Origin of the sequence: Paraglaciecola sp. L1A13 (genome assembly GCF_009796745.1) — a bacterium.
In the GTDB taxonomy this organism is placed as follows: domain Bacteria; phylum Pseudomonadota; class Gammaproteobacteria; order Enterobacterales; family Alteromonadaceae; genus Paraglaciecola.
Window position 1 is genome coordinate 2,161,041 of the sequence record NZ_CP047024.1, and the last position, 20,850, is coordinate 2,181,890.

The window sequence follows — 20,850 nt, forward strand, 5'->3', positions numbered from 1 at the left end:
TCAGAACGAATAAGCCTCGATAATTTGGATTATTCGTCTATTTCAACTTTTTGAATAACCACGTCTTCCACGGGGACATCCTGATGATAGCCAGAATTACCTGTTTTAACGTCTTTGATTTTATTGACTACGTCCATACCGTCAGTCACTTTTGCGAACACGCAATAACCCCAACCGTCGCCAGATTCGCTACGGAAGTTTAAGAAGCTGTTGTTTGCAACGTTAATGAAAAATTGTGAGCTGGCTGAATGTGGTTCATTAGTTCGTGCCATCGCTAATGTACCAATTTCATTGATCAAGCCATTGTTCGCTTCATTTTTGATGGTCGCTTTCGTTGTTTTTTGTTCCATACCTGGCTCAAAACCACCGCCTTGAACCATGAAGCCATCAATAACACGGTGGAAAATCGTGTTGTCATAGAAACCTTCTTTAGCATAACTTAGAAAGTTAGCAACGGTTTCAGGCGCTTTGTCTTCGAAAAGCTCGATGCTAACCACACCGTAATTAGTATGAATTTTGACCATTTTAATGCCCTCAGATAAACCAGATAAATAAAAGTACGCCATTCTAACGTAAAGCGCAGCGCTTTTTAAGCAGTTGATTCATATTGATTAATGCGAGGGGGGTGACTCGGTGATAGAATCGTCTTTTCGGTACGCATTCGCGCACCAATTTTGTTAACACAATTAATTATTTATAGGAATACGGTTAATGCTACACATATACAATACCCTGACTCGACAAAAAGAGCTCTTTACGCCTTTACATGAATCAAAGGTGGGTTTGTACGTGTGCGGTATCACAGTATATGACCTATCCCATATGGGCCACGCGCGGACTTATTTAAGTTTTGATTTAATGGTGCGTTACTTGCGTCACAGAGGTTACGACGTGAACTACGTGCGCAATATCACTGATATCGACGACAAAATTATTCAACGAGCCAATGAAAACAATGAAACCACAAGTGAGTTGACCGAGCGCACTATCGCCATGATGCATGAAGATTTCGCGGCGATAAATTTACTGCCACCGGATATTGAGCCTCGTGTTACCACCCATATGCCTGAAATTATCGCAATCATCGAGCGCCTTATTAACAATGGCCATGCGTATCAGGCGAAATCTGGCGACGTATTGTTCGATGTCAGTTCGTATAACGATTATGGCAAGTTGAGCAAGCAAGATTTAGAACAGCTCAACATGGGCTCTCGCGTAGACGTCGGCAGTGACAAAGATGATCCAATGGATTTTGTTTTGTGGAAATCAGCTAAGCCTGGTGAACCTAGCTGGACTTCGCCTTGGGGAGACGGGCGTCCGGGTTGGCACATAGAGTGTTCGGCTATGAACCATAAGCATCTCGGCGATCATTTTGATATTCATGGTGGAGGCTCTGATTTGATTTTTCCTCACCACGAAAATGAAGTTGCCCAGTCATGTTGCGCATTTAACACCCCTTACGTTAATTACTGGGTGCATACTGGGATGGTGCAGGTTGATAGCGAGAAAATGTCTAAATCACTCGGTAACTTTTTCACGTTACGGGATGTATTAAAGCAACATGATTCAGAGACCTTGCGCTACTTCTTAATGTCTGCACATTACCGCAGCCAGTTGAGTTATTCTGAAGGTAATATTACTCAGGCACGCAGCGCACTAGAACGCTTGTACACTGCATTGCGTGATGTGGTTGCGGATCGTAACGTTGATATGCAAACGGACGATTATCTTACACGCTTTAATAAAGCAATGGATGACGACTTCAATACACCTGAAGCAATGGCTGTGTTGTTCGATTTATCCCGCGAAATTAATAAAGCCAAAGCAGAAGGTGAAAGCGGGGCAGAGCGTGCAACTAAATTAGCGGGAATACTGCTTAAGTTAGGACAGGTATTAGGAATTTTGCAAAGTAACCCAAATGAATATCTTCAAGGTGATGAGCAAGGTAGTGATGAGAGTGCACAAGTCGAAGCGCTGATTAAAGCACGAAACGATGCTCGCTCGGCCAAAGATTGGCCAGCAGCAGATGCCGCGCGTGATGCGCTAAATGCTTTAAATATTGTGTTAGAAGATGGGCCAAATGGCACCACTTGGCGCAAAGGTTAAGACAAAATTTATAATGTGAGCTTCATATTATTATAGATATCCTCAAAGGGTGAACAGAGAACTGTTCACCCTTTTTAGGTTTTATTTATGGTGCAAGCAGAAGATTTGCTGTGCAGATAACAGTTTCAAATAGTCATTATTTGAGGTGAATAATTGACACGGAATGCGGTGCATTGGCTTGGCTATTAGCCATTTCAGGGCTATCAAAATAGCGTCAAAGTTCATAATTATCATATCCTTCCCAAGGATATGATTTTCGATGCGATATCAATTTCATCTGTTGCACCGTTGATATCACCATTTTGTTCAATCAATATGCGGTTACCCCGCGTGTCAATACGATATATGGGGTTAGCAAACAGGTCAGTTACATACAGACTCTTTGTGCGCTTATCTCATTATATGCCGTCAGTGGCGCGCATACTTTCGTTGAATAAGGTCGTCTCAATTGTGGTTGCAGTTTTACATGTGAGCTTGCGTGATGGTGATTAAATTACGCTATCTGAGGCTGAGTACCGATTGAAAAAGGGCTAACGGATAGCCCTTTATTATTAAAGTGAATGCTAATCTTAGACTAACCAACTTTGTATGTTGTTTTCATGCTTGACGATAAGCGGCGTAAACTCCAAAGATTGATCTATCATATCTCTGCCTGAGATAAGATTTTTTTTGTGATGTTCTTCGATGCTAAACAGATAGGTTTTGTCGCACACCGTTACTGATTGTGCGGGTAAATCAACCCGTATTTGCGTATCCGATTTTGCTTCAACCATTTGCGCTACGTATTTGATGTCGTCTTTGTTTAATACAATTGGCACGATCAAATTATTAATGCAGTTCGCATAGAATATATCAGCAAAGCTCGGAGCAATTATCACGTGAAATCCATAATCTGCTAAAGCCCAAGGCGCGTGTTCTCTACTCGAACCGCAGCCAAAATTTTCCCCAGCCAATAGAATTTGAGCACCTTTATATTGAGGTTTGTTGAAGACGAAATCTGCAGCCAGTTGCGTGCCTTGTGCATCGGTATAGCGCCAGTCATGAAATAGGTGTTTTCCGTAGCCAGTTCGAGTAACGCCCGTTAGAAACTGCTTAGGCAGTAACTGGTCGGTGTCGACGTTGGCTTTTAAAAAAGGAATGGCTTTAGCGCTTAAAACTGAAAAACCTGACATTTTTATACTCCTATATAAATGTTCTGACATCGGCGAACTTACCAACTATGGCAGCAGCTGCAGCCATTTCGGGACTCACTAAATGCGTAAATGCCCCACGCCCTTGACGGCCGACAAAATTACGATTACTGGTTGATGCGCAGCGCTGTCCTGCCGTTAATACATCGTCATTCATGCCCAAACACATTGAACAGCCAGGTAAACGCCATTCAAAACCAGCTTGTAAAAATATTTTATCTAGACCTTCTTGCTCAGCCTGATATTTAACTGCCGCAGAGCCAGGCACGACAATGGCGCTGACGGTAGGAGAAATTTTATGATTGCCTATTACACTGGCAGCTCTGCGTAAGTCCTCAATGCGGCTATTGGTGCATGAGCCTATAAATACGTGGCTAATTGGCACGTCACTGAGCATTTGTCCAGGGGTCAGTTGCATATAAGCCAAGGCTTGAACAGCAGCTTCTTTTTCAACTGAATTGCTCACTAATTCAGGGCAAGGTATGGGTTTATCAATAGCGACTACTTGCCCCGGATTTGTGCCCCAAGTAACTTGTGGTGCAATGTCATTTGCAAAAAGCACTATCTCTTGATCAAATTTTGCTCCGTCGTCACTTTTTAGGGTATGCCAGTGAGCTAACGCCTCGTCCCATTCACTGCCTTTGGGGCTGTGTTGACGGGTTTGCAGATAGCCAAACGTGACATCGTCTGGGGCTATGATCCCTGCTTTGGCACCAGCTTCTATACTCATATTACATATGGTCATACGTTGCTCCATGGTCATTTTTTCAATGACTTGGCCGCAATATTCAATAACATGTCCGGTCGCACCTGCATGACTTATATGGCCGATAACTGCCAGTATAATGTCTTTGGCAGTCACGCCTGTTCCTAATGCGCCGTCAATGCGAATGCGCATACTTTTTGCCTTACTTTGACGTAATGTCTGGGTGGCAAGCACATGCTCAACCTCCGACGTGCCAATACCGAATGCGAGAGCACCGAATGCTCCGTGAGTAGCAGTATGGGAGTCACCGCATACCACTGTCATACCGGGTAATATTAGGCCCATTTCAGGTGCCATAACATGCACGATACCTTGCTCTTTGCTTCCGACAGGGTAAAGCACAATATCGTGATATTGGCAGTTACGGATTAAAGTAGTCAGTTGCAATGCGTTTAATGGGCCACACGCATCAAGTGCTAGGGATCGTGTCGATACGCTGTGATCCATCGTAGCGATGGTTTTATGGGGGCAACGTACACGGCGTTTTTTTTGATTTAGCCCATCAAACGCTTGCGGTGAGGTCACCTCGTGTATCAGGTGGCGGTCGATATAGAGCAGTTGTTGACTACTATCTTGTTGTTGTTGAGTAGTGTTATTTGCGGGATCAGCGGAAATAGCATGGGCTTCCCACAATTTATCGTAGAGGGTTTTAGACACGTTTGTCACCTTGTATCAATATTTTATGTTTGCAGCTGAGTCAGGGCATGACACAACTCTGTTAGAGATAACACCACACCATATTTAGCGTTTATGTCGTGTAAACTGGCATTGTGTGCAGTCAGATTTCTATCTCCGCAGCCCTGAGGTACCACAAAAACGGGATAATCGTGTTGTAAACCGTCTACCGCGGTTGCTCTAACGCAGCCACTGGTGGTCAATCCAACAACCACAATAGAATCCGCTTTTTTTGTCTGTAACTGTGCGAGTAAATCGGTTTGAAAAAAACCGCTAGCCCAACATTTTTCGACAATGGGTTCATTTGTTCTTGGCATAAGTCTTGGGTCAATCTGTACCCACTTACTGTTGGCTTGTAATATGTTTAAGTCCGGCAGGCGGGTACGAAATACGCTAGCTTGATGCTCATTGTGGTACACCACAGTGGTGTATAAAATAGGCAACTCTCGGGCTCTGAATTGCTCAAGCAGATGCTTAATATTGTCGACTTCAGCTGAGAAGTTTCCTCCTAATGGGCTATCGGGTTGGGTAAATCCCAATGACATGTCGATGATCACCAACGCTGGGCGTGAGCCAAGCGTCAGTGAACCAACGGATAAATCATGATCGTTAGTGGTCTTTTCGTTCACATGATTTCCTTTATCCACGATTAGGCTCGTGCTCGAACAAAGCGCGGTGTTTCAGGTGCTGGAAGGCCAGTTTCTTCTAAGCAGCGGGCTTTTATTTCTTCAATAGTGCCGCCAAAGTCGAATAACTGCGTCTCGCCGCGAGCATTACTGAGTTGTTCTCGTAATGTTACGGTTTTTGTCAACTCAACGTGGCCATTTTCTATTATTACGCCATAACGTTTCGCCCCTTCAATGGACACTAAACCGCGATTTACATCGTCCAAAACATGAGCCGGTTCACGCAAGTACGGGTCACCCCAACCACCACCACCCCAAGTGTTAAAGTACAATACGTCGCCTTTTTTAACTTCGATGCCATCACATTTTGCGGGTAAGGTTTGCTGTGTACCATCTGCTCTGTGTATTACTTTTGTTGAACGTCTACCGGGTGTACCGCCATTTACCCCCCAAGGGTATGTTAACCAACGATCATCATGGATAGCGATTGAGCCATCGTTTAAGAATCGATAGGCAACCGACAACCCGTTTCCACCTCGGTACTGTCCTGCACCACCTGAGTCGACGATGGTTTCGTATTTATCAACCTGTAGTGGAAAATAAGCTTCGATGAATTCATTCGGAACATTGGTAAAGCCTGGCCATAACGAGTGGCCATCTGGGCCGTCTCCAACAGGGCGACCTGGGATCCCGCCAAAACCAATCTGAAATAATTGGAACCATTCGCCGTTATCGTCGTAGCCCGAATAAAACAGGTGAGGAGAGTCAGAAAATCCTGCTGCGTTCATCGCTTCTGGTGCACCTTGACCGAGTAACCCACCCATTACGTCAAAAATACGTCCTAGGGCGTGAGTTCTGCCAGACAATGCTGCAGGAAAATGCGGTTTAAGCAGGCTACCTGCTGGAATGTGCACATCCACTAAATCGTAAAATCCATCGTTGAATAGAATTTGTGGGTCGACTAAATTAATAGTGAAAGAGCCAAAGAACATTTTGAACATGTCTTCGTTTAGATAGAAATTGATCGAGCTTTGGGCTTGCGGATCGGTTCCTTCGAAGTCAAAAAATGCGCGGTCACCTTCGCGCCACATTTTACACTGTATTTTATACGGGCCCATGCCCACGCCATCGTCACAGACATAGTCCACAAAGGTTCTTGGCTCTTCTGGAACCAACATATTTATAATGGCACTCATGGCTACACGGTTACGTTCAAGCATGATTTCCATGGTGGAATAAAACACGTCGTCACCAAAGCGTTCTGATATTTCAATGCAACGTTTGGCCGCGGTATTGCAGGCTGCAACTAAGGCATTAAGGTCGAATTTATTCCATTGAGGGGTACGCACGTTGTGTAAAATTAAATCTAACAAGTCAGATTGTAACTCACCTTTTTTATATAGCTTGGTAGGGGGGATCCTAATCCCTTCTTGGAAAATGCTTTCAGCTTTTATGGGGATTGATCCGGGCACCATACCGCCGTTATCAGACATATGCCCAAACATTGCTGACCAAGCGATATGACGGCCTTCTCTAAAAATAGGCACCAATACAATCCAATCTGGAAGATGAGAAACCGCCGCATTGGTCATATAAGGATCGTTAGTCAAAATGATATCGCCTTCTTCAAGCTCCCCTTCATATGCTTCCATGAAGCCGTGAATGAATGAGCCGAATTGACCTACTACCATTTTGCCATCTTTATTAGCAATCATTGGGAAGCAGTCACCTTGCTCCCGTATGCCGGGGCTCATGGCTGTTCTGAATAACACTGCGTCCATTTCTTCCCGTGCGTTGCTTAGGGCATTTTCAATGATATCTACGGTTACCGTGTCAACATCGACACGGCCCAGAGGCGACATATTGCTTTGTTTTATTTTATTATTCATGTTCGTCTCCTAAAATTTTATTGGGTGGATGAGAATGTTACCGACAACGTCCACTGAGGCTTCATAGCCAGGCAGAATGACGGACGTTGAATCCATTTCACAAATTATGGCAGGGCCATGAAGCGAAATGCCTTGATGCATCTTATTTCTGTCGTATATAGGAGTGGTGTGATACTCACCTTCATAATAAATTTTGCTGTGGGCGATAGTACAATCTGCAAGCGTAGCGCCTGCGGTTCCACGAGGCATGGTTGGTAGCTCGCCGCTACTGGCGGTGGCAATTGCACGGATCATAACGATTTCGTGTCCGTCTTCTAAGGCAAAGGTAAAGAGCTGAGTATGCTCTTTATCAAATTGTGCTTTTAATACATCCAATCCTTTGGCTTGAAGTTCGCTTAGAGTGAACTCAACTGACAGCTGAAAGGCTTGTCCTGTGTATCGCACATCTGCTTGAAAGGTAAGGTCTTGTGCGTCAGCGGGGATCCCGTCCGCTAGAAGTGTGGAACAGGCTTTCTCTTGCAACTCAGTCAGCGCACTAATGAGTTGTTCTTTAGTGGCGTTTTTGAGTAATTTCACATAGGTGCGCGATGCCTCATTTCGCACCTGCGTGGTGGCATCACCGTAGGCACACAAAACGCCAGGACCAGGAGGAATGATTGTCGGCCAAGCTTGGGTTAGAATACCCAGTGCATTGGCATGCAAAGGGCCCGCACCACCAAACCCCACTAAGGCGAAGTCTCTTGGGTCGAACCCTTGCTCAACAGAAACTAAACGCAGGGCACCAAACATGGCTTCGTTAGCAATTTTGATAATACCTTCAGCGGCTTCTTCAACGGATATACCCATCGCATCGGCAACTTTTTTTACGGCGGCTACTGCGGCGCTCTTATCGATCGCCATAGCACCCCCTAGTTGAACGTCAGAAGGTAGGTAACCCAGTACAACGTTTGCGTCACATACTGTTGGTTCTGTTCCGCCTTTCATGTAAGCGGCAGGTCCGGGTTTGGCGCCAGCTGATTCGGGACCTACTCGCAGGGCTTTGGTTAGCTCAGGTACAAAAGCGATAGAGCCACCGCCTGCTCCAACGGTTCGTACATCAACAGAAGGTGCGCGTACCGTTACATCGCCAACACGCGTTTCGCGACGAACGCGCGCTTTAGCGTTTTGAATCAGGGCTACATCTGTAGAAGTCCCGCCCATATCGAAGGTCAGTATGTCGTTGAATCCGGCTTTACTACAAAAATGTATTGCACCGGATACCCCGCCAGCGGGTCCAGACATTAATAAATTCACCGGGCTTTCGGCTGATGAACGAGCAGACGCTAAACCACCGTCAGAGCGCAAAATAGATAAATGTAAATCGTTGCCCATTTTACTCATAAGTGACTGACTTAAATTATCAACATATCGTGCGACTTCAGGTCTAACGTAGCTATTGACTACCGTGGTTTCGGTGCGCTCATACTCTTGCATTTCAGGCACAACATCACTGGAAATAGAGATGGGAATATCTGTAAAAATCTCGCTTGCAATGTTCTTCGCTTGTTGCTCGTGGGCGCCGTTTAAATAAGAATTTATAAAACAAATCGTTAGTGCTTCGACTTGCCCAGTATTTTTTAGTTGATGCAATTGTTCTCGTAAGGCAACTTCATCTAATTCGGTGACCGTTTGTCCTTTTGCATTCATGCGCTCGTCTGCTTCTATGGTCAATTCGAGCGGGGCGAGTAGAGGTTTTTTGACAAAGCTTACCCAACCACCTAAGCCACCAGGGCAAAAAGACCTTGCCACTTGCAGCACTTGCTTATAGCCCTTTGTGGTCACTAAACCCACTTTTGCCCCTTTGCCGGTCAGTACTGCATTGGTCGCGACAGTAGTACCATGCATGACCCTGCCGATTTTACTTACGTCAACGCCTGACTCTTGGCAAATACGGGCAATGCCATTGAGTACGCCGACAGATGAATCTTCTGGCGTAGAGGGAACCTTCGCCGTGTGTGTTTCACCCGTTATTTCATTTATCAACAGTAAGTCAGTGAACGTACCGCCTACATCTACACCTAATCGATAACTCATATTGCTCTCCGATGTGGGGCTAAATTAGCCTCTTAATTGTTATAATATTTTTCCATCCAGGATTTCGCTTTACCGCCGGTCGCGGTGCCCGTTAAGGCAATGGCTACATTAGATGCTTCTAACAGCAAAGGGATATTGATACCGGTATCAAAACCCATTTGTTCAAGCATCATGACGACATCCTCAGTCGCCACATTTCCGCTGGCGCCAGGGGCAAATGGACAGCCCCCTAAACCCGCTATTGAGGCATCGAATTTGCGAATACCAGCTTCAATTGCAGCGTATGTATTGGCAAGTCCCATGGCTCTAGTATCATGAAAATGGCACGACAATATGTTGCTGTCGAATCGACTCACCAGACCGCTCATCAAGCTTTGTACCTGGGCGGGATCCGCTGCACCAATAGTATCGGCGATAACAATAGCGCTGGCACCTGCTTCGATAAGTTGTTCCGTTATCCGGTACACCTCATCGGGCGCTATTTTCCCCTCGAACGGGCAGGCCCATGCCGTGGCTACGTAGGCTTGCACATTTGCCCCTTTTGACTTTGCTAAACTCAGTACTTCTTGACTGACTTTGATACTCTGCTGGGTTGTCATGTGAATGTTTTTTTCATTCATGGTGTTCGAGGCAGCTACCACCAGGGACGTCAAAGGCACTTTTGCGTCAAGGGCTAACTCGAATCCTTTCATGTTTGGGATAAGGGCTGAATACCGCGCACTTCCCTTAGGTAACATGGCAAATAAGTCCGCGGTACCCGCCATTGCCGGAACCGCTTTAGGAGACACAAACGCGCCCACTTCTATTTCAGGTATGCCTGCCGCCTCAAGGGCCATAATCAGTGTTAAACGTTGTTCTAAATTGAGTACCCTGGGTTGGTTTTGTAAACCATCTCGAGGACCCACATCATTAATGATGACTTTATTTGATGCCATTAGCCGATTACCTTTGCTGTTTTCAACCGTTTAACTTCTTGTGCATCCATACCTAATAATTCGTTCAGCACTTGGTCGGTATGTTGACCTAGCCCAGGGGCGGCAGTGAAGGTTTCTTCGTTGGTTCGTGAGAACTTAATAGGATTGCCTGGCCCCTTGGTTTTATATCCTTCAGGGTCTGATAACTCCACAACCATATTACGGTGCAGCACTTGCTCGTCGTTCAGGGCTTGGGAGAACTTATTAACTGGCGCACAAGGGATACGCGCTTTTTCAAGTAGGTTTATCCAGTGCGCTGAGGTGTTTTTAGACAGCACTTTGTTGAGTGTTTCGTTGATGAAATCTTGATCTTTCCAGCGTCCGGGTTGCGTGTCGTATTCTGGTTTATCGAATTCGGCTACCTTTAATAAATCTTTCAAATTTTGCCAGAAATTATCGGTGATAACGGCAATGACAATGTGCCCATCAGCCGTGGTAAAGGTATTGTATGGCACGTGTACGAAGTGCGAGTTGCCGATTGGATAGGGGTCTTTACCTGATATAAAATGCATCGTTGCCATATAATTCAATAAAGAAATTTGGCAATCGAGCATTGACACATCAACGTCCTGTCCTTCACCACTGCGCTCCCGCTCCAATAAAGCAGCTTGAATACCCATAACGGCGAACATGCCACCGCCCAAATCACCAATAGGGATACCGGCTCTAATTTGTTGGTCAGGTCCAGTGCCAGTAATCGACATGCCGCCGCCCATTGCTTGTGCAACTTGATCAAAAGCAGGTCGTTTGAATCCCGGACCATCGTTACCAAACCCAGTGATTGAACAAGAAATAATCCGTGGATTCACTTCTTTTAAGTGCTCATGGTCTATTTTTAAACGGGTAGGCACTCCAGCTCCGAAGTTATTGATAACAACATCTGATTTTTTGACTAAATCGTAAAATACCTTTAATCCTTCAGGCGACTTAAGATCTATACAGACGCTCTGTTTGTTTCGGTTAAGCGTAATGAAATACGCCCCCATGCCGTTAATAGAATTTTCAGGGTCGTTGGCCAGTAACGTGCGTGTTCCTTCACCTTTTAGGGGTTCAACTTTGATTGTTTCAGCACCTAAATCGGCTAAGATCATCCCGCAATAAGGACCAGACAACATATGCGTTAAATCAATGATACGCAGTCCTGATAAGGGTTTATTTTTCACTATAAATTACTCCAATGTGGAAAAGCCAAAGGGCTTTGGAAATTAGAAACGATAAGCAAAGTCAACACCGTAAGAACGCTGTGCTGAAGGGTGTAAAAATGATCCTCCAAACTCAGGTGTGGGTATCACTTCTTGTAGATAATTTTCATCAGTCAGATTTTTAGACCAAAGGGCCAGAGTCCAGTTTTCACTGTCTAGACTGACACGTAAATTAAGGGTGCTGTAGGCGTCACGCGTAGCGTTTGAAAAATCAACCGAGTGCGGGCCAGCAGGTACACCGCCACCTAAGGTGCCAAAGAAGTCCCAAATAGTAGGGGTTTGTTCATCTTGTAGTGTATGGAAGTAAGTTTGACCCACGTACTGCCAATCAAGACGGCTAGTCATAAATAGATCTTCTGCTAACGAGTAATCCCAGCTAACACCAAGTGTGTAGGTTTCATCCGGTGATTGAGGCGCCGTATTGCCAACGGAAAGTGGACGGTTTTTATTTTCTTTTATTTCACTATCAAGCAAACCAACTCCAGCAAAAATACTGACATCCTCGGTTACTTGAGCTTTTATATCCATTTCAAAACCTTGGATTTTAAGCTCATCGATGGTGGTAACCGCGCGAATTAGGCCAAATGGACCTGCGAAAAATTCGAAGAATTGGTTGTCGTCAACAGTTGTGTCGAATATTGCGCCGTTGAGTTTGATAACGTCATCGAACAAGCTTGATTTAAAGCCTAACTCGATGTTAGTGGTGACTTCTTTGTCATATTCATCACTGACTAATAATTGTGCATTGACCGCATCGCCAGGGCTACCATCACCTGTGGCGTTAAACCAAAAATCAAGCGTCGCCTCAGTACCAATAGAATTGAATCCACCGCTTCTAAAACCCACACCGTAGCTTGCATACCAGTTCCAGTCGTCACTAGCCGCATAGGCAAGGGTGACCTTAGGTTGCCAGTGACTGAATGTGCGGCTTCTATCTGGGATCCCATCTGGATTGGCGATGAATGCTGGGTTAATCGGTCCGACTTCACCATCAATAATGGTGTTAATATTTAAGCCCGAAGCATTCACGTTGGGCACATTATTGCTTACATCACGAGATTCGTGATCGTAGCGCAATGCGACTGATAGCTCCCACTGCTCATTAAAGTCGTACTCAAGTTGACCAAATGCAGACATGACTGAAGTATCAAATGTATCGTCGAATAATAGATCTGTAGGGTTAGGACCGGTTGCTGGAATGTAGGCTTGCTTTAGAAAGCCTTGACCTGTGTCTGCCCCATAGGCAACAACGACGTCTCGTTCAATTTCTGCAAAATATAAACCGGCGATCCAACGCAATGGGTCACTTGGCGAGTCTGAGGTGAAACGCAGCTCACCACTGAAGTCTGATTGACTGCGTTCTTGGAATTGATACCCATCACACGACGTCGGGGTGAAAGGACCGTATACGCCCGTGAATTCAACGCCTGGGGCGAAGACACCGTAAGGGGCGAAAAACTCTCCGAACAAGTCAGTTCTACCGGCACCGCCGATCGCAGCAGGAGCGTTATTTAACGTGGCACGATCAGTTTGACATTGCGCTGTAAGCTCATAACCGTAAAAAGAAGCACTGGTGCCATCAGATAACAGGGTTTCTTCTAAGTCGTTGTAGGCAAGCACCGCGGTGACATCAAAACCGTCTAAATCTAGGTCTGCTTTTAGTGATGTTTCAAACGTAGATTGTTCGTTTATGCCCGGCACGTTGAAGGCGAAAATAAAATCGTGTTCGTTGACGTCGGCAAAATAGGCCGGTTGATTAAACGCGTCAACAAATGAGGGCAAAGCAAAAGCCGCATTGTAGTTAATGGCTCCGCCTTCTACGTCACTGACACTTGCACGAAAGTCCAGTGTGAGAATATCTGACGCGTCCCATATTAATCGGCCTCGAATATTGCTGTCTTCTAAATAATCCACTGAGTCATCAGCACCGGTAAATGCATTACTGTAAAAACCATCGGTACTGTTAGTACTTGCTGACAAGCGTCCGCGAAGGGAGTCTGAAAAAGCACCGGATATAACACCACTAATTTTTTGAGTATCATTGTTGGCCAAACCAACCTTGACTCGACCTTCAAATTCATCTGAAGGCTGTTTAGTGGTGACTATTATCGCACCTGCCACTGCATTGCGACCGTACAATGCTCCCTGTGGGCCTTTTAAAACCTCAATTTGGGCCACATCGAATAATTCTTCATTGAAGCCATTTGGATTGGTCATCAGCACACCATCAACCACGTAGGCAAAGGTTGATTCCGCGTCACGGGTTGAGACTATCCCTCTAATGGTAACTTGTGTGTCACCGACGTTTGATGCGTCTACCATAGTGATGTTCGGGATCAAACCTATAGCGTCACCGGGGCGTTCTATACCTGCGTTTTCAATAACCTTTTCGGACAGCGCAGTAATCGCAATGGGCACTTCTTGTAGGCTTTCAGGTCGCTTACGCGAGATACTGATAATTTCAAGTTGTTCATTAGATAACGTTGTTTCTTGCGCATTCGCTTCCACAAGGGGATAAAACCCGCTGCTCAGCGCTAATATTATGCTGCTAGTTAAGGTATTTATTCGCAGATCTGCCATGGTGTGTTCTCCGTTAATTTTAATTATTGTTTATGCGTTTAAGCCGCCGCCATAACGTGGTTTGACTCAGTCCTAAATACGCCGCGGCGCGGCGCTTGTCCCCATTGAAACGAGTCATAGCTTCAACAACTAGTTCAAGCTCTTTGGCTTTTACTAAACCGTTGTCTGGGTCAAAATTTTCATGCTGCAACATCTCTGGTGCAATGTGGTGTAAAACCTGTTGAATGTTGTTTGTGCTATTAGCGGTATACAAATAGGCAACTAAACGCTCTAAAACATTTTCTAATTCACGGACGTTACCCGGCCAAGCGTAATCAACTAAGGTTGACATAACATGAGGTAAAATATCGTCGACGGAAAATGGCAATTTATAACTGATAATGAATTCAGCTAACTTTTGTTCTGAGATACGTTTAATATCTTCAGGGCGCTCCCGAAGTGCTGGAATATGTATATTAAAAACGTTAAGGCGGAAAAATAAATCTTCTCTAAAAAAGCCGGCTTCAACCAGTTCACGCAACGGTTTATTGGTTGCCGCGACTAATTTTAAATTAACCGGTTTCTCTTCGTTTGAACCAAGAGGGCGATAGTGCCTCTCTTGCATAAAGCGTAATAATTTTGATTGTTGATCGAGTGCAAGCTCACTTATTTCATCAAGAAATAACACACCATTTTGTGCTTCTTCGATAAGACCTTTTCGACCACCACGTTTCGAACCGGTAAAAGCGCCATCACGATAGCCAAAAAGCTCACCTTCAAACAATTCAGTCGGAATAGCGGAACAATTTAACGGGACAAAACGTCCTTCACAATAGGGACTGTGTTGATGAACGGCTCTGGCAATAAGTTCTTTACCTGTACCGGATTCACCAAAAATTAGCACGTTGCTAGGTGAAGTTGAAAATGATTTAACTTGGTTGACGACTTCAACTAATGCAGGTGACGAATACACTAAGTTATGACGGTTTGTGACTAGCTGTTTTTCTGTTTTAGGCTTCTTTCGATAGAATTGATAAACATAAGACGGGTTGCCTTTAGCCATTACGCAATCTTGATGAAACCACCAATCGGTGCCATGTATCTGACATTCGCCATCCGTTGGACGCTGGTGTTCATCAGAGTGAATAAAGCTTTCTAGCTCGATATGACTCTCACTATCTACACCTAATTCGTCGAAAGCAGCTTGATTAAATATGACCGAGTCACCTTGTTCATCAGTCATAAAAATAGGGGTTTTTGATTGGTACACAAGCCAATCGGTTAGGGCGGTACGTTGCTGCGTCTGTAAATGATTACGTCCTGCGCTGATTGCATTGGCCAGAGTTTTTCTACAAGACTGTGCGGAATACAACAAGAACGCTGGGATTTCTTGCTGCGCTGCCAGGCCACAGACCAAGCTTGCGCCAACATATACCACATTTTTGAGTTGACGAGTCAGTTGAAATATTTCTCTGGCTTGGTCTGAGGTGGTATAAATTTCTTCTTGAATGGAAACGTTTAACGCTGATTCTAGTAGAGGTACGACGGGTGACGATTCTGCGAAATTGATTAATACGATATTGTCGGAAATCTGAGCTGCTCTTTTAACAGCAGAAATAATATCCCCTGGCGTACTGTCCAAAGACAATACTGGGATATCTAATGCTGACTTTAGGTAAGCGGCGTTAGCCCCTGCGCTGACAATCACGTCAGGTTTGAAATCTGTAATGTGTTGTTCAATTTCTTTGACGCTTCCAACGATAGTATCAAGAATGCGAAAGTGCGCTTTTTCAGTAAACTCTGGCATAACGCTGGTCATGAGTTGACTAAATTCTTTGTGGCCAAATACCAAAACGCGCACATGCTCAAAAGTAGACTTTGAAATTTTCATTTCTGATCCCCTAGGCATGCCAGTGCCAACAATAGTTTGTTGAGCACAGTGGTTATATTTTGGGTATTTAAGTATTCCACGTTATTTTTTAGTTCTTTCATTTAACTTCTCGCAGGTATAGAGCATGTAGCATCAGCTGTGCCACACTCGTAATTTTATAATTGGCCCCCTGTTTTTAAAGGGCTGTAAAGGAAATTTGGGAATAATGTCGCTTACATCTTAGCAACAAAAAAGACATAATTAATTTCATTATGAAAAATATTTTTCATAATGAAATTAATTTGGGAGGCAAAAAGAAAAAACAAATGTTTTAGGTGGGTTGGCAAAGTTGCAAAACAAAGGCGAGAGATAAAGGACACTCAATATCATGGACAGACCAATTATCGAGGCCTGAGCGAGGACCCTTTGCATCGGGTTTGATGCCGCGTTCAACGAGTGCGTCTAAGGCGTTACTTAGGTTGTCCACACCAAATGACAGTAAAAAAAGTCCTTCTCCACGCTGGGCTAAGATACGTGCTACTTCGCTGTGTTCACTCACAGGCTGAACTAATACCAACCAAGCATCACCTACCGGAAAACGAGCGGTCTTCACATCTCGCCCTGATAATGCTTCAACGATCGGCTGGCAATTAAATAACTTGCTGAAATAGGGAATGGCCTGATTGAGATCGCTAACCAAATAATTAATGTGGTGGATTGAACGAATATGATTCATGGTTTTTAAATGCCCCTTTATGTTAAGCCATAATACGAGCACGTAATGTGCCACAGTGAGTGATAGGGGCTTTGGGTGCCAAACGCTATTATTTAGAGCCTAGTTGAAAAACACATACTAAGGATATTGAGTCATAGTTTTCGTGGTTAGAGTATTTGAGCATATGCACGCGTTAGATTTGATTTATGAATACGTTTTTATCTTAATTGGCAGTTCCTATAGGGTTACGATGAAATGAAATAGCCCAACAAGCGTTCCCGTTGTAAGTATATAAATTTTAAAAGAGAACAGCGTAAATGAAAAATGTAATTTTAATGATTGTCTTGTGCCTATTTTCAATCGCAAGCGACGCGCAGCAAAGTGTAAAGGGGATTGATCATGTGGGATTGACGGTGAGTCATTTGCAGGCATCTGAAAAATTCTTTATTAACCACGCGGGGTTTCGCGTTGTGGGTCGAGACGAGCAATACCCGGCTGTTTTTCTTTCTAATGATAGTGTGGTCATTACACTATGGGCGGCGACTCACCCTGAACGTGCCGTTAAGTTTGACCGTAAAAATAATGTGGGGTTACATCATTTGGCCTTCAGAGTTGAAAGTGAAGATGCATTAAACGCATTGTATGAAACGTTATCGAAAGATGAGCGTGTGGTAGTAGAGTTTGCCCCAGAGCAATCCGGAAACGGCCCAAACAAACATATGATGGTGTATGAGCCTAGCGGTAATCGAATTGAATTTATGTATCGGGCTTTGCCCTAAGCCTATTTATTAGTGTACCGACTCGCACTTAAGTGCGAGTCACGTCCACCATAATTTTAAGCTTTTGACCGGGCTGAAGGTATTTATCTATATTGATTTGGTTCCAGCGCTGAATATCAGATACATTAACGTTGAACCTATCCGCTATTCTTGCCAATGAATCGCCACCACGTACCGTGTAAGTTAACGTACGCATTACTGCATCACTGTGTTGACTCTTTCCTTTACCGTCTAACCAAATAACAAGTTCTTTACCGGGACGCAGCGTATCGGCGGGCGCCATGCCATTCCACTTTGCTAGACTGCGCATATTTACTTTATATTTACGGCTGATGTCCCATATAGTATCGCCACTTTTCACTTTATGTTTGACTTGATAGGTGCCGCTTTTATGCTTTGACTGCGTGTCAGCTAATCGTTGGTCTTGTGATAACGAGTAAAAATCCATCGATTTAAGCGCCACCGGAATAACCAAGTATTTGCCCTCACGGATCATATTGCCCTTTAATTCATTTACCTGGCTAATAATGTCTGGCGTCGTATGATATTGATGTGCCAGTTTAAGCAAGCTATCACCACTTTTAATTTTATGCCGCACCCAATTCAAACGCTCTTTCGTGTCAGTTGCTGCAAGTGCCTCGCTAAATGCATCTACTTTGTCTACTGGCACCAATAGCTTAAACGGACCTTCTGGATCGGTTGCCCAGCGGTTATACCCGGGGTTTAGGGCATGGAGTTCTTCCACTGTTAAATTCGCCATATCGGCTGCAAGCGCTAAATCAATCTGTGAACCGACATCTACAATATCCGTCACTTTGTTATTTTCAATGACGGGCCAGCTGAATGCGTACTTTTCCGCGTCACGCAGAATATCGGCTAAGGCCAATAATTTTGGAACGTAAGCACGAGTTTCTCTTGGCAAATCTAGTGCCCAATAATCCGTGTTTTTTCCTGCTTTTTTGTTCTTTTTAATGGCGCGCATTACGCGGCCTTCGCCACTGTTGTATGCCGCTAGTGCATGAAGCCAGTTACCATCAAACATTTCGTTAAGATAACGTAAATAAGCAATTGCACCGTCTGTCGATGCCATTACATCTCGGCGGCCGTCATACCACCAGGTTTGTTTCATGCCAAACCGTTTGCCTGTTGCTGGCACAAATTGCCACATGCCAGCTGCGCGGCCATGAGAATACGCAAAGGGATCAAATGCACTTTCGACAATAGGTAGCAAGGCCAATTCCAGTGGCATATTCTCGCTTTTTAAGCGTTCTACAATAAGATACAGAAAAGGCTTGGCTCGTTTGGCTACGCGCTGCATATACGAAGGGTGTTTTAAATACCAATTACGCTGACTGGCAATGCGTTTGTTATCGTCATACTGTAGGGCAAGATTTTCACCTACATACTGCCAAACATCTAAGACAGCTACATCCTCAGGGATAGCTTCAGGCTCAATAATGACCTCAACTTCTTCTTCAGGATGAGTAATAGGGATGGTGCCTTCATCCGCAGCCTCGCAGTCGTATTCATCTTCCGCTCCCTCGCCTGATTGTTGGCAAGTACGCGCTATTTGTTGCGCTATTTCATGTTCCTGTTCGATTTGCTCGGCCATTTCTGGATGATGCTCTATCATTTGACAAGCGGGTAAAAGCGCCACAAGAGATATGCATAACAAAGTTTTTATGCGCACTAAACGTTCCTTTTTATTCATTATTTTACGTTTAAAAATTGTCTTTCCAAGCCCGAATCGATGCAAATACGGCTTCAGGTGTCGGTAATATTTTGCCAGCGTAATGCTCGGCTTGGTGTTTTACTTCCGCGTTGTTAACACGTAAAAACGGATTTATCGCTTTTTGTTCGCTCATGGTCGAGGGCAGCGTAGGCTTCAAATCAACCCTTTGAGATTCGGCCCAACCTTTATAGTTCAATAGCGCCGCATTATTTGGCTCGACTGCTCGGGCAAACTTAACATTTGCCAAGGTGTACTCATGGGTACAATACACTTTTGTGTCATCAGGTAAGCTCATCAATCGATTGAGCGACTCATACATCTGACTCGGTGTACCTTCAAATAGTCTGCCACAGCCAGCAGAAAAAAGCGTATCGCCACAGAAAAGTCCGCATGAACCCACATACGCAATGTGGTCTAGCGTGTGCCCTGGCACTTCAATAATAGCAAACTCAAGCCCTAATCCACCAAGTTCAATTTTATCACCATCGCTAACCCGCCTCGTTATCGACTGAATTGCGGGATTTTGCGGCCCGTACACGTTTATACCGGCAAAGGCGTCAACTAAGTCATTCACACCACCAGTGTGATCACTATGATGATGAGTGATGAGTATGTCGGTTAACATGAGGTTATTGCGTTTACAATATTTGAGCACTGGTTTTGCATCACCAGGGTCAACAACTACGCAGGTTTCACCATTGGTTAGACACCAAATATAATTATCCTCGAATGCTTTAATAGGCCTAATTTTCAGGGATGACATAACGATCTCCAGTAACAACAATGATAAAACAGTGTAAAGTAATCCGACATTATACATATTCAAAACCTCAGTGCATGCACTAGTCTCACTATGCTGACTGTGAAAGGTGTAATATGTTGTTGCACATCTGATAAAAATAGGTCGTTATTGTATTGATGAAACCAGCGTTATTAGACAAAAAACTCCGCTATCCTCGGTCTTGGTCGGTATTGCCCTCCGGTATTGAGCGTAAAGCTATTGTTGAAGCCGAACTTGACGAGATCACGCAACAGTTTTTTGGTTATCACCTCGTCAAAGTTGGAAATTTAAGCAGTGAACTTTCTTTGTCGAAATGTTCGATCAAACATTGCGTGAACATGGTAGCCAAAGAGCACGAAAACGCGAGTATGCGTTCTCTATCACGAGATATGGCCCTAAAAGAAAACAGTGTAGACGGTTTCGTATTGGCACATGAACTAGATTTTGCTCAAGATCCCCATCAAATTCTACGAGAGGTAGACAGAGCGATTATGCCAGACGGTGATTTGGTTATCGTTGGCTTTAATCCCTTGAGTTTGACGGGCTTGCGCAAGCTTGTTTGGTTTAATAGTCAAAGTTTGTTGCACGAAGCGCGTTTCTTCAGTGTGCCGAGGATAAAAGATTGGCTACATCTACTTGGATTTGAAGTAACTCTTGTAAGGTATCGGCCCTATACAAAGCTATTTACCGCACGGCCAAACAATATTTTAATTCGCTGGTGTCAGCGCTTTTTACCTCAGTTGGCCAGTGTGTACATTATTGTGGCGAAAAAAAGAACGGTGCCTTTATCACCCATAAAACCAAAGTGGCAGCTTAAGCCTAAATTTAGCACTGTAGGGGCAAGTATTCGTGCGGGAAATTTAAATAGCGAGAAGCCGCAAAACTAAAAAAGCCTGCATCTGAGCTTTTAGCT

Annotated in this window: 16 protein-coding genes; 3 read left to right on the plus strand and 13 right to left on the minus strand. The window is 44.4% G+C overall.

What is annotated here, in order from left to right; all coding sequences use genetic code 11:
• Window positions 1-29: 29 nt before the first annotated feature.
• Window positions 30-524: a peptidylprolyl isomerase gene (locus tag GQR89_RS09020; RefSeq protein WP_158769739.1), complete on the minus strand. Its 495-nt coding sequence runs from the start codon at window positions 522-524 to the stop codon at window positions 30-32.
• A gap of 187 nt (window positions 525-711) precedes the next feature.
• Between GQR89_RS09020 and cysS the strand changes: the two genes are divergently transcribed.
• Window positions 712-2,106, plus strand: coding sequence for a cysteine--tRNA ligase (cysS, locus tag GQR89_RS09025; protein WP_158769740.1), 1,395 nt, complete (start codon window positions 712-714; stop codon window positions 2,104-2,106).
• 569 nt (window positions 2,107-2,675) lie between these two features.
• Here cysS and leuD read toward each other — a convergent pair.
• From leuD to GQR89_RS09075, 10 genes are all read right to left on the minus strand, one after another.
• The gene (gene leuD, locus GQR89_RS09030; protein WP_158769741.1) at window positions 2,676-3,278 is read right to left on the minus strand and encodes a 3-isopropylmalate dehydratase small subunit; all 603 of its coding nucleotides are present in this window, start codon (window positions 3,276-3,278) and stop codon (window positions 2,676-2,678) included.
• 10 nt (window positions 3,279-3,288) lie between these two features.
• Window positions 3,289-4,719, minus strand: a complete 1,431-nt coding sequence (leuC, locus tag GQR89_RS09035) for a 3-isopropylmalate dehydratase large subunit (RefSeq protein WP_158769742.1) — start codon at window positions 4,717-4,719, stop codon at window positions 3,289-3,291.
• 23 nt (window positions 4,720-4,742) lie between these two features.
• Entirely contained in the window at window positions 4,743-5,366 is a 624-nt protein-coding gene (locus GQR89_RS09040) for an isochorismatase family protein (RefSeq protein ID WP_158769743.1), read from the minus strand.
• Window positions 5,367-5,386: 20 nt separating this feature from the next.
• Window positions 5,387-7,252, minus strand: coding sequence for a hydantoinase B/oxoprolinase family protein (locus GQR89_RS09045; protein WP_158769744.1), 1,866 nt, complete (start codon window positions 7,250-7,252; stop codon window positions 5,387-5,389).
• 9 nt (window positions 7,253-7,261) lie between these two features.
• Window positions 7,262-9,325, minus strand: coding sequence for a hydantoinase/oxoprolinase family protein (locus GQR89_RS09050; RefSeq protein WP_158769745.1), 2,064 nt, complete (start codon window positions 9,323-9,325; stop codon window positions 7,262-7,264).
• Between the two features lie 32 nt (window positions 9,326-9,357).
• Window positions 9,358-10,260 carry a hydroxymethylglutaryl-CoA lyase gene (locus GQR89_RS09055; protein ID WP_158769746.1) on the minus strand — a complete coding sequence of 301 codons (903 nt, stop codon included), beginning with the start codon at window positions 10,258-10,260 and terminating at the stop codon, window positions 9,358-9,360.
• Window positions 10,260-11,462 (minus strand): CaiB/BaiF CoA-transferase family protein, encoded by a 1,203-nt coding sequence (locus tag GQR89_RS09060; protein ID WP_158769747.1) that lies wholly within the window; start codon window positions 11,460-11,462, stop codon window positions 10,260-10,262. Before GQR89_RS09060 ends, GQR89_RS09055 begins: the two co-directional genes overlap by 1 nt.
• A gap of 42 nt (window positions 11,463-11,504) precedes the next feature.
• Complete coding sequence (locus GQR89_RS09065; protein WP_158769748.1) at window positions 11,505-14,081, minus strand: TonB-dependent receptor; 2,577 nt, start codon at window positions 14,079-14,081, stop codon at window positions 11,505-11,507.
• A gap of 19 nt (window positions 14,082-14,100) precedes the next feature.
• Window positions 14,101-15,951, minus strand: a complete 1,851-nt coding sequence (locus GQR89_RS09070; RefSeq protein WP_158769749.1) for a sigma 54-interacting transcriptional regulator — start codon at window positions 15,949-15,951, stop codon at window positions 14,101-14,103.
• A gap of 310 nt (window positions 15,952-16,261) precedes the next feature.
• Window positions 16,262-16,666, minus strand: a complete 405-nt coding sequence (locus GQR89_RS09075) for a VOC family protein (RefSeq protein WP_158769750.1) — start codon at window positions 16,664-16,666, stop codon at window positions 16,262-16,264.
• A 296-nt stretch (window positions 16,667-16,962) separates the two neighbouring features.
• On the opposite strand from GQR89_RS09075, the gene GQR89_RS09080 reads away from it, so the two are divergent.
• The gene (locus tag GQR89_RS09080) at window positions 16,963-17,424 is read left to right on the plus strand and encodes a VOC family protein (RefSeq protein WP_158769751.1); all 462 of its coding nucleotides are present in this window, start codon (window positions 16,963-16,965) and stop codon (window positions 17,422-17,424) included.
• A gap of 28 nt (window positions 17,425-17,452) precedes the next feature.
• On the opposite strand, the gene GQR89_RS09085 is transcribed toward GQR89_RS09080, so the two are convergent.
• Complete coding sequence (locus GQR89_RS09085; protein WP_158769752.1) at window positions 17,453-19,114, minus strand: LysM peptidoglycan-binding domain-containing protein; 1,662 nt, start codon at window positions 19,112-19,114, stop codon at window positions 17,453-17,455.
• 31 nt (window positions 19,115-19,145) lie between these two features.
• The gene (gene gloB / locus GQR89_RS09090) at window positions 19,146-19,919 is read right to left on the minus strand and encodes a hydroxyacylglutathione hydrolase (protein ID WP_158769753.1); all 774 of its coding nucleotides are present in this window, start codon (window positions 19,917-19,919) and stop codon (window positions 19,146-19,148) included.
• A gap of 155 nt (window positions 19,920-20,074) precedes the next feature.
• On the opposite strand from gloB, the gene GQR89_RS09095 reads away from it, so the two are divergent.
• On the plus strand, window positions 20,075-20,824 hold the full coding sequence (locus GQR89_RS09095; protein ID WP_158769754.1) for a methyltransferase domain-containing protein: 750 nt from the start codon (window positions 20,075-20,077) through the stop codon (window positions 20,822-20,824).
• The last annotated feature ends 26 nt before the right edge of the window (window positions 20,825-20,850 follow it).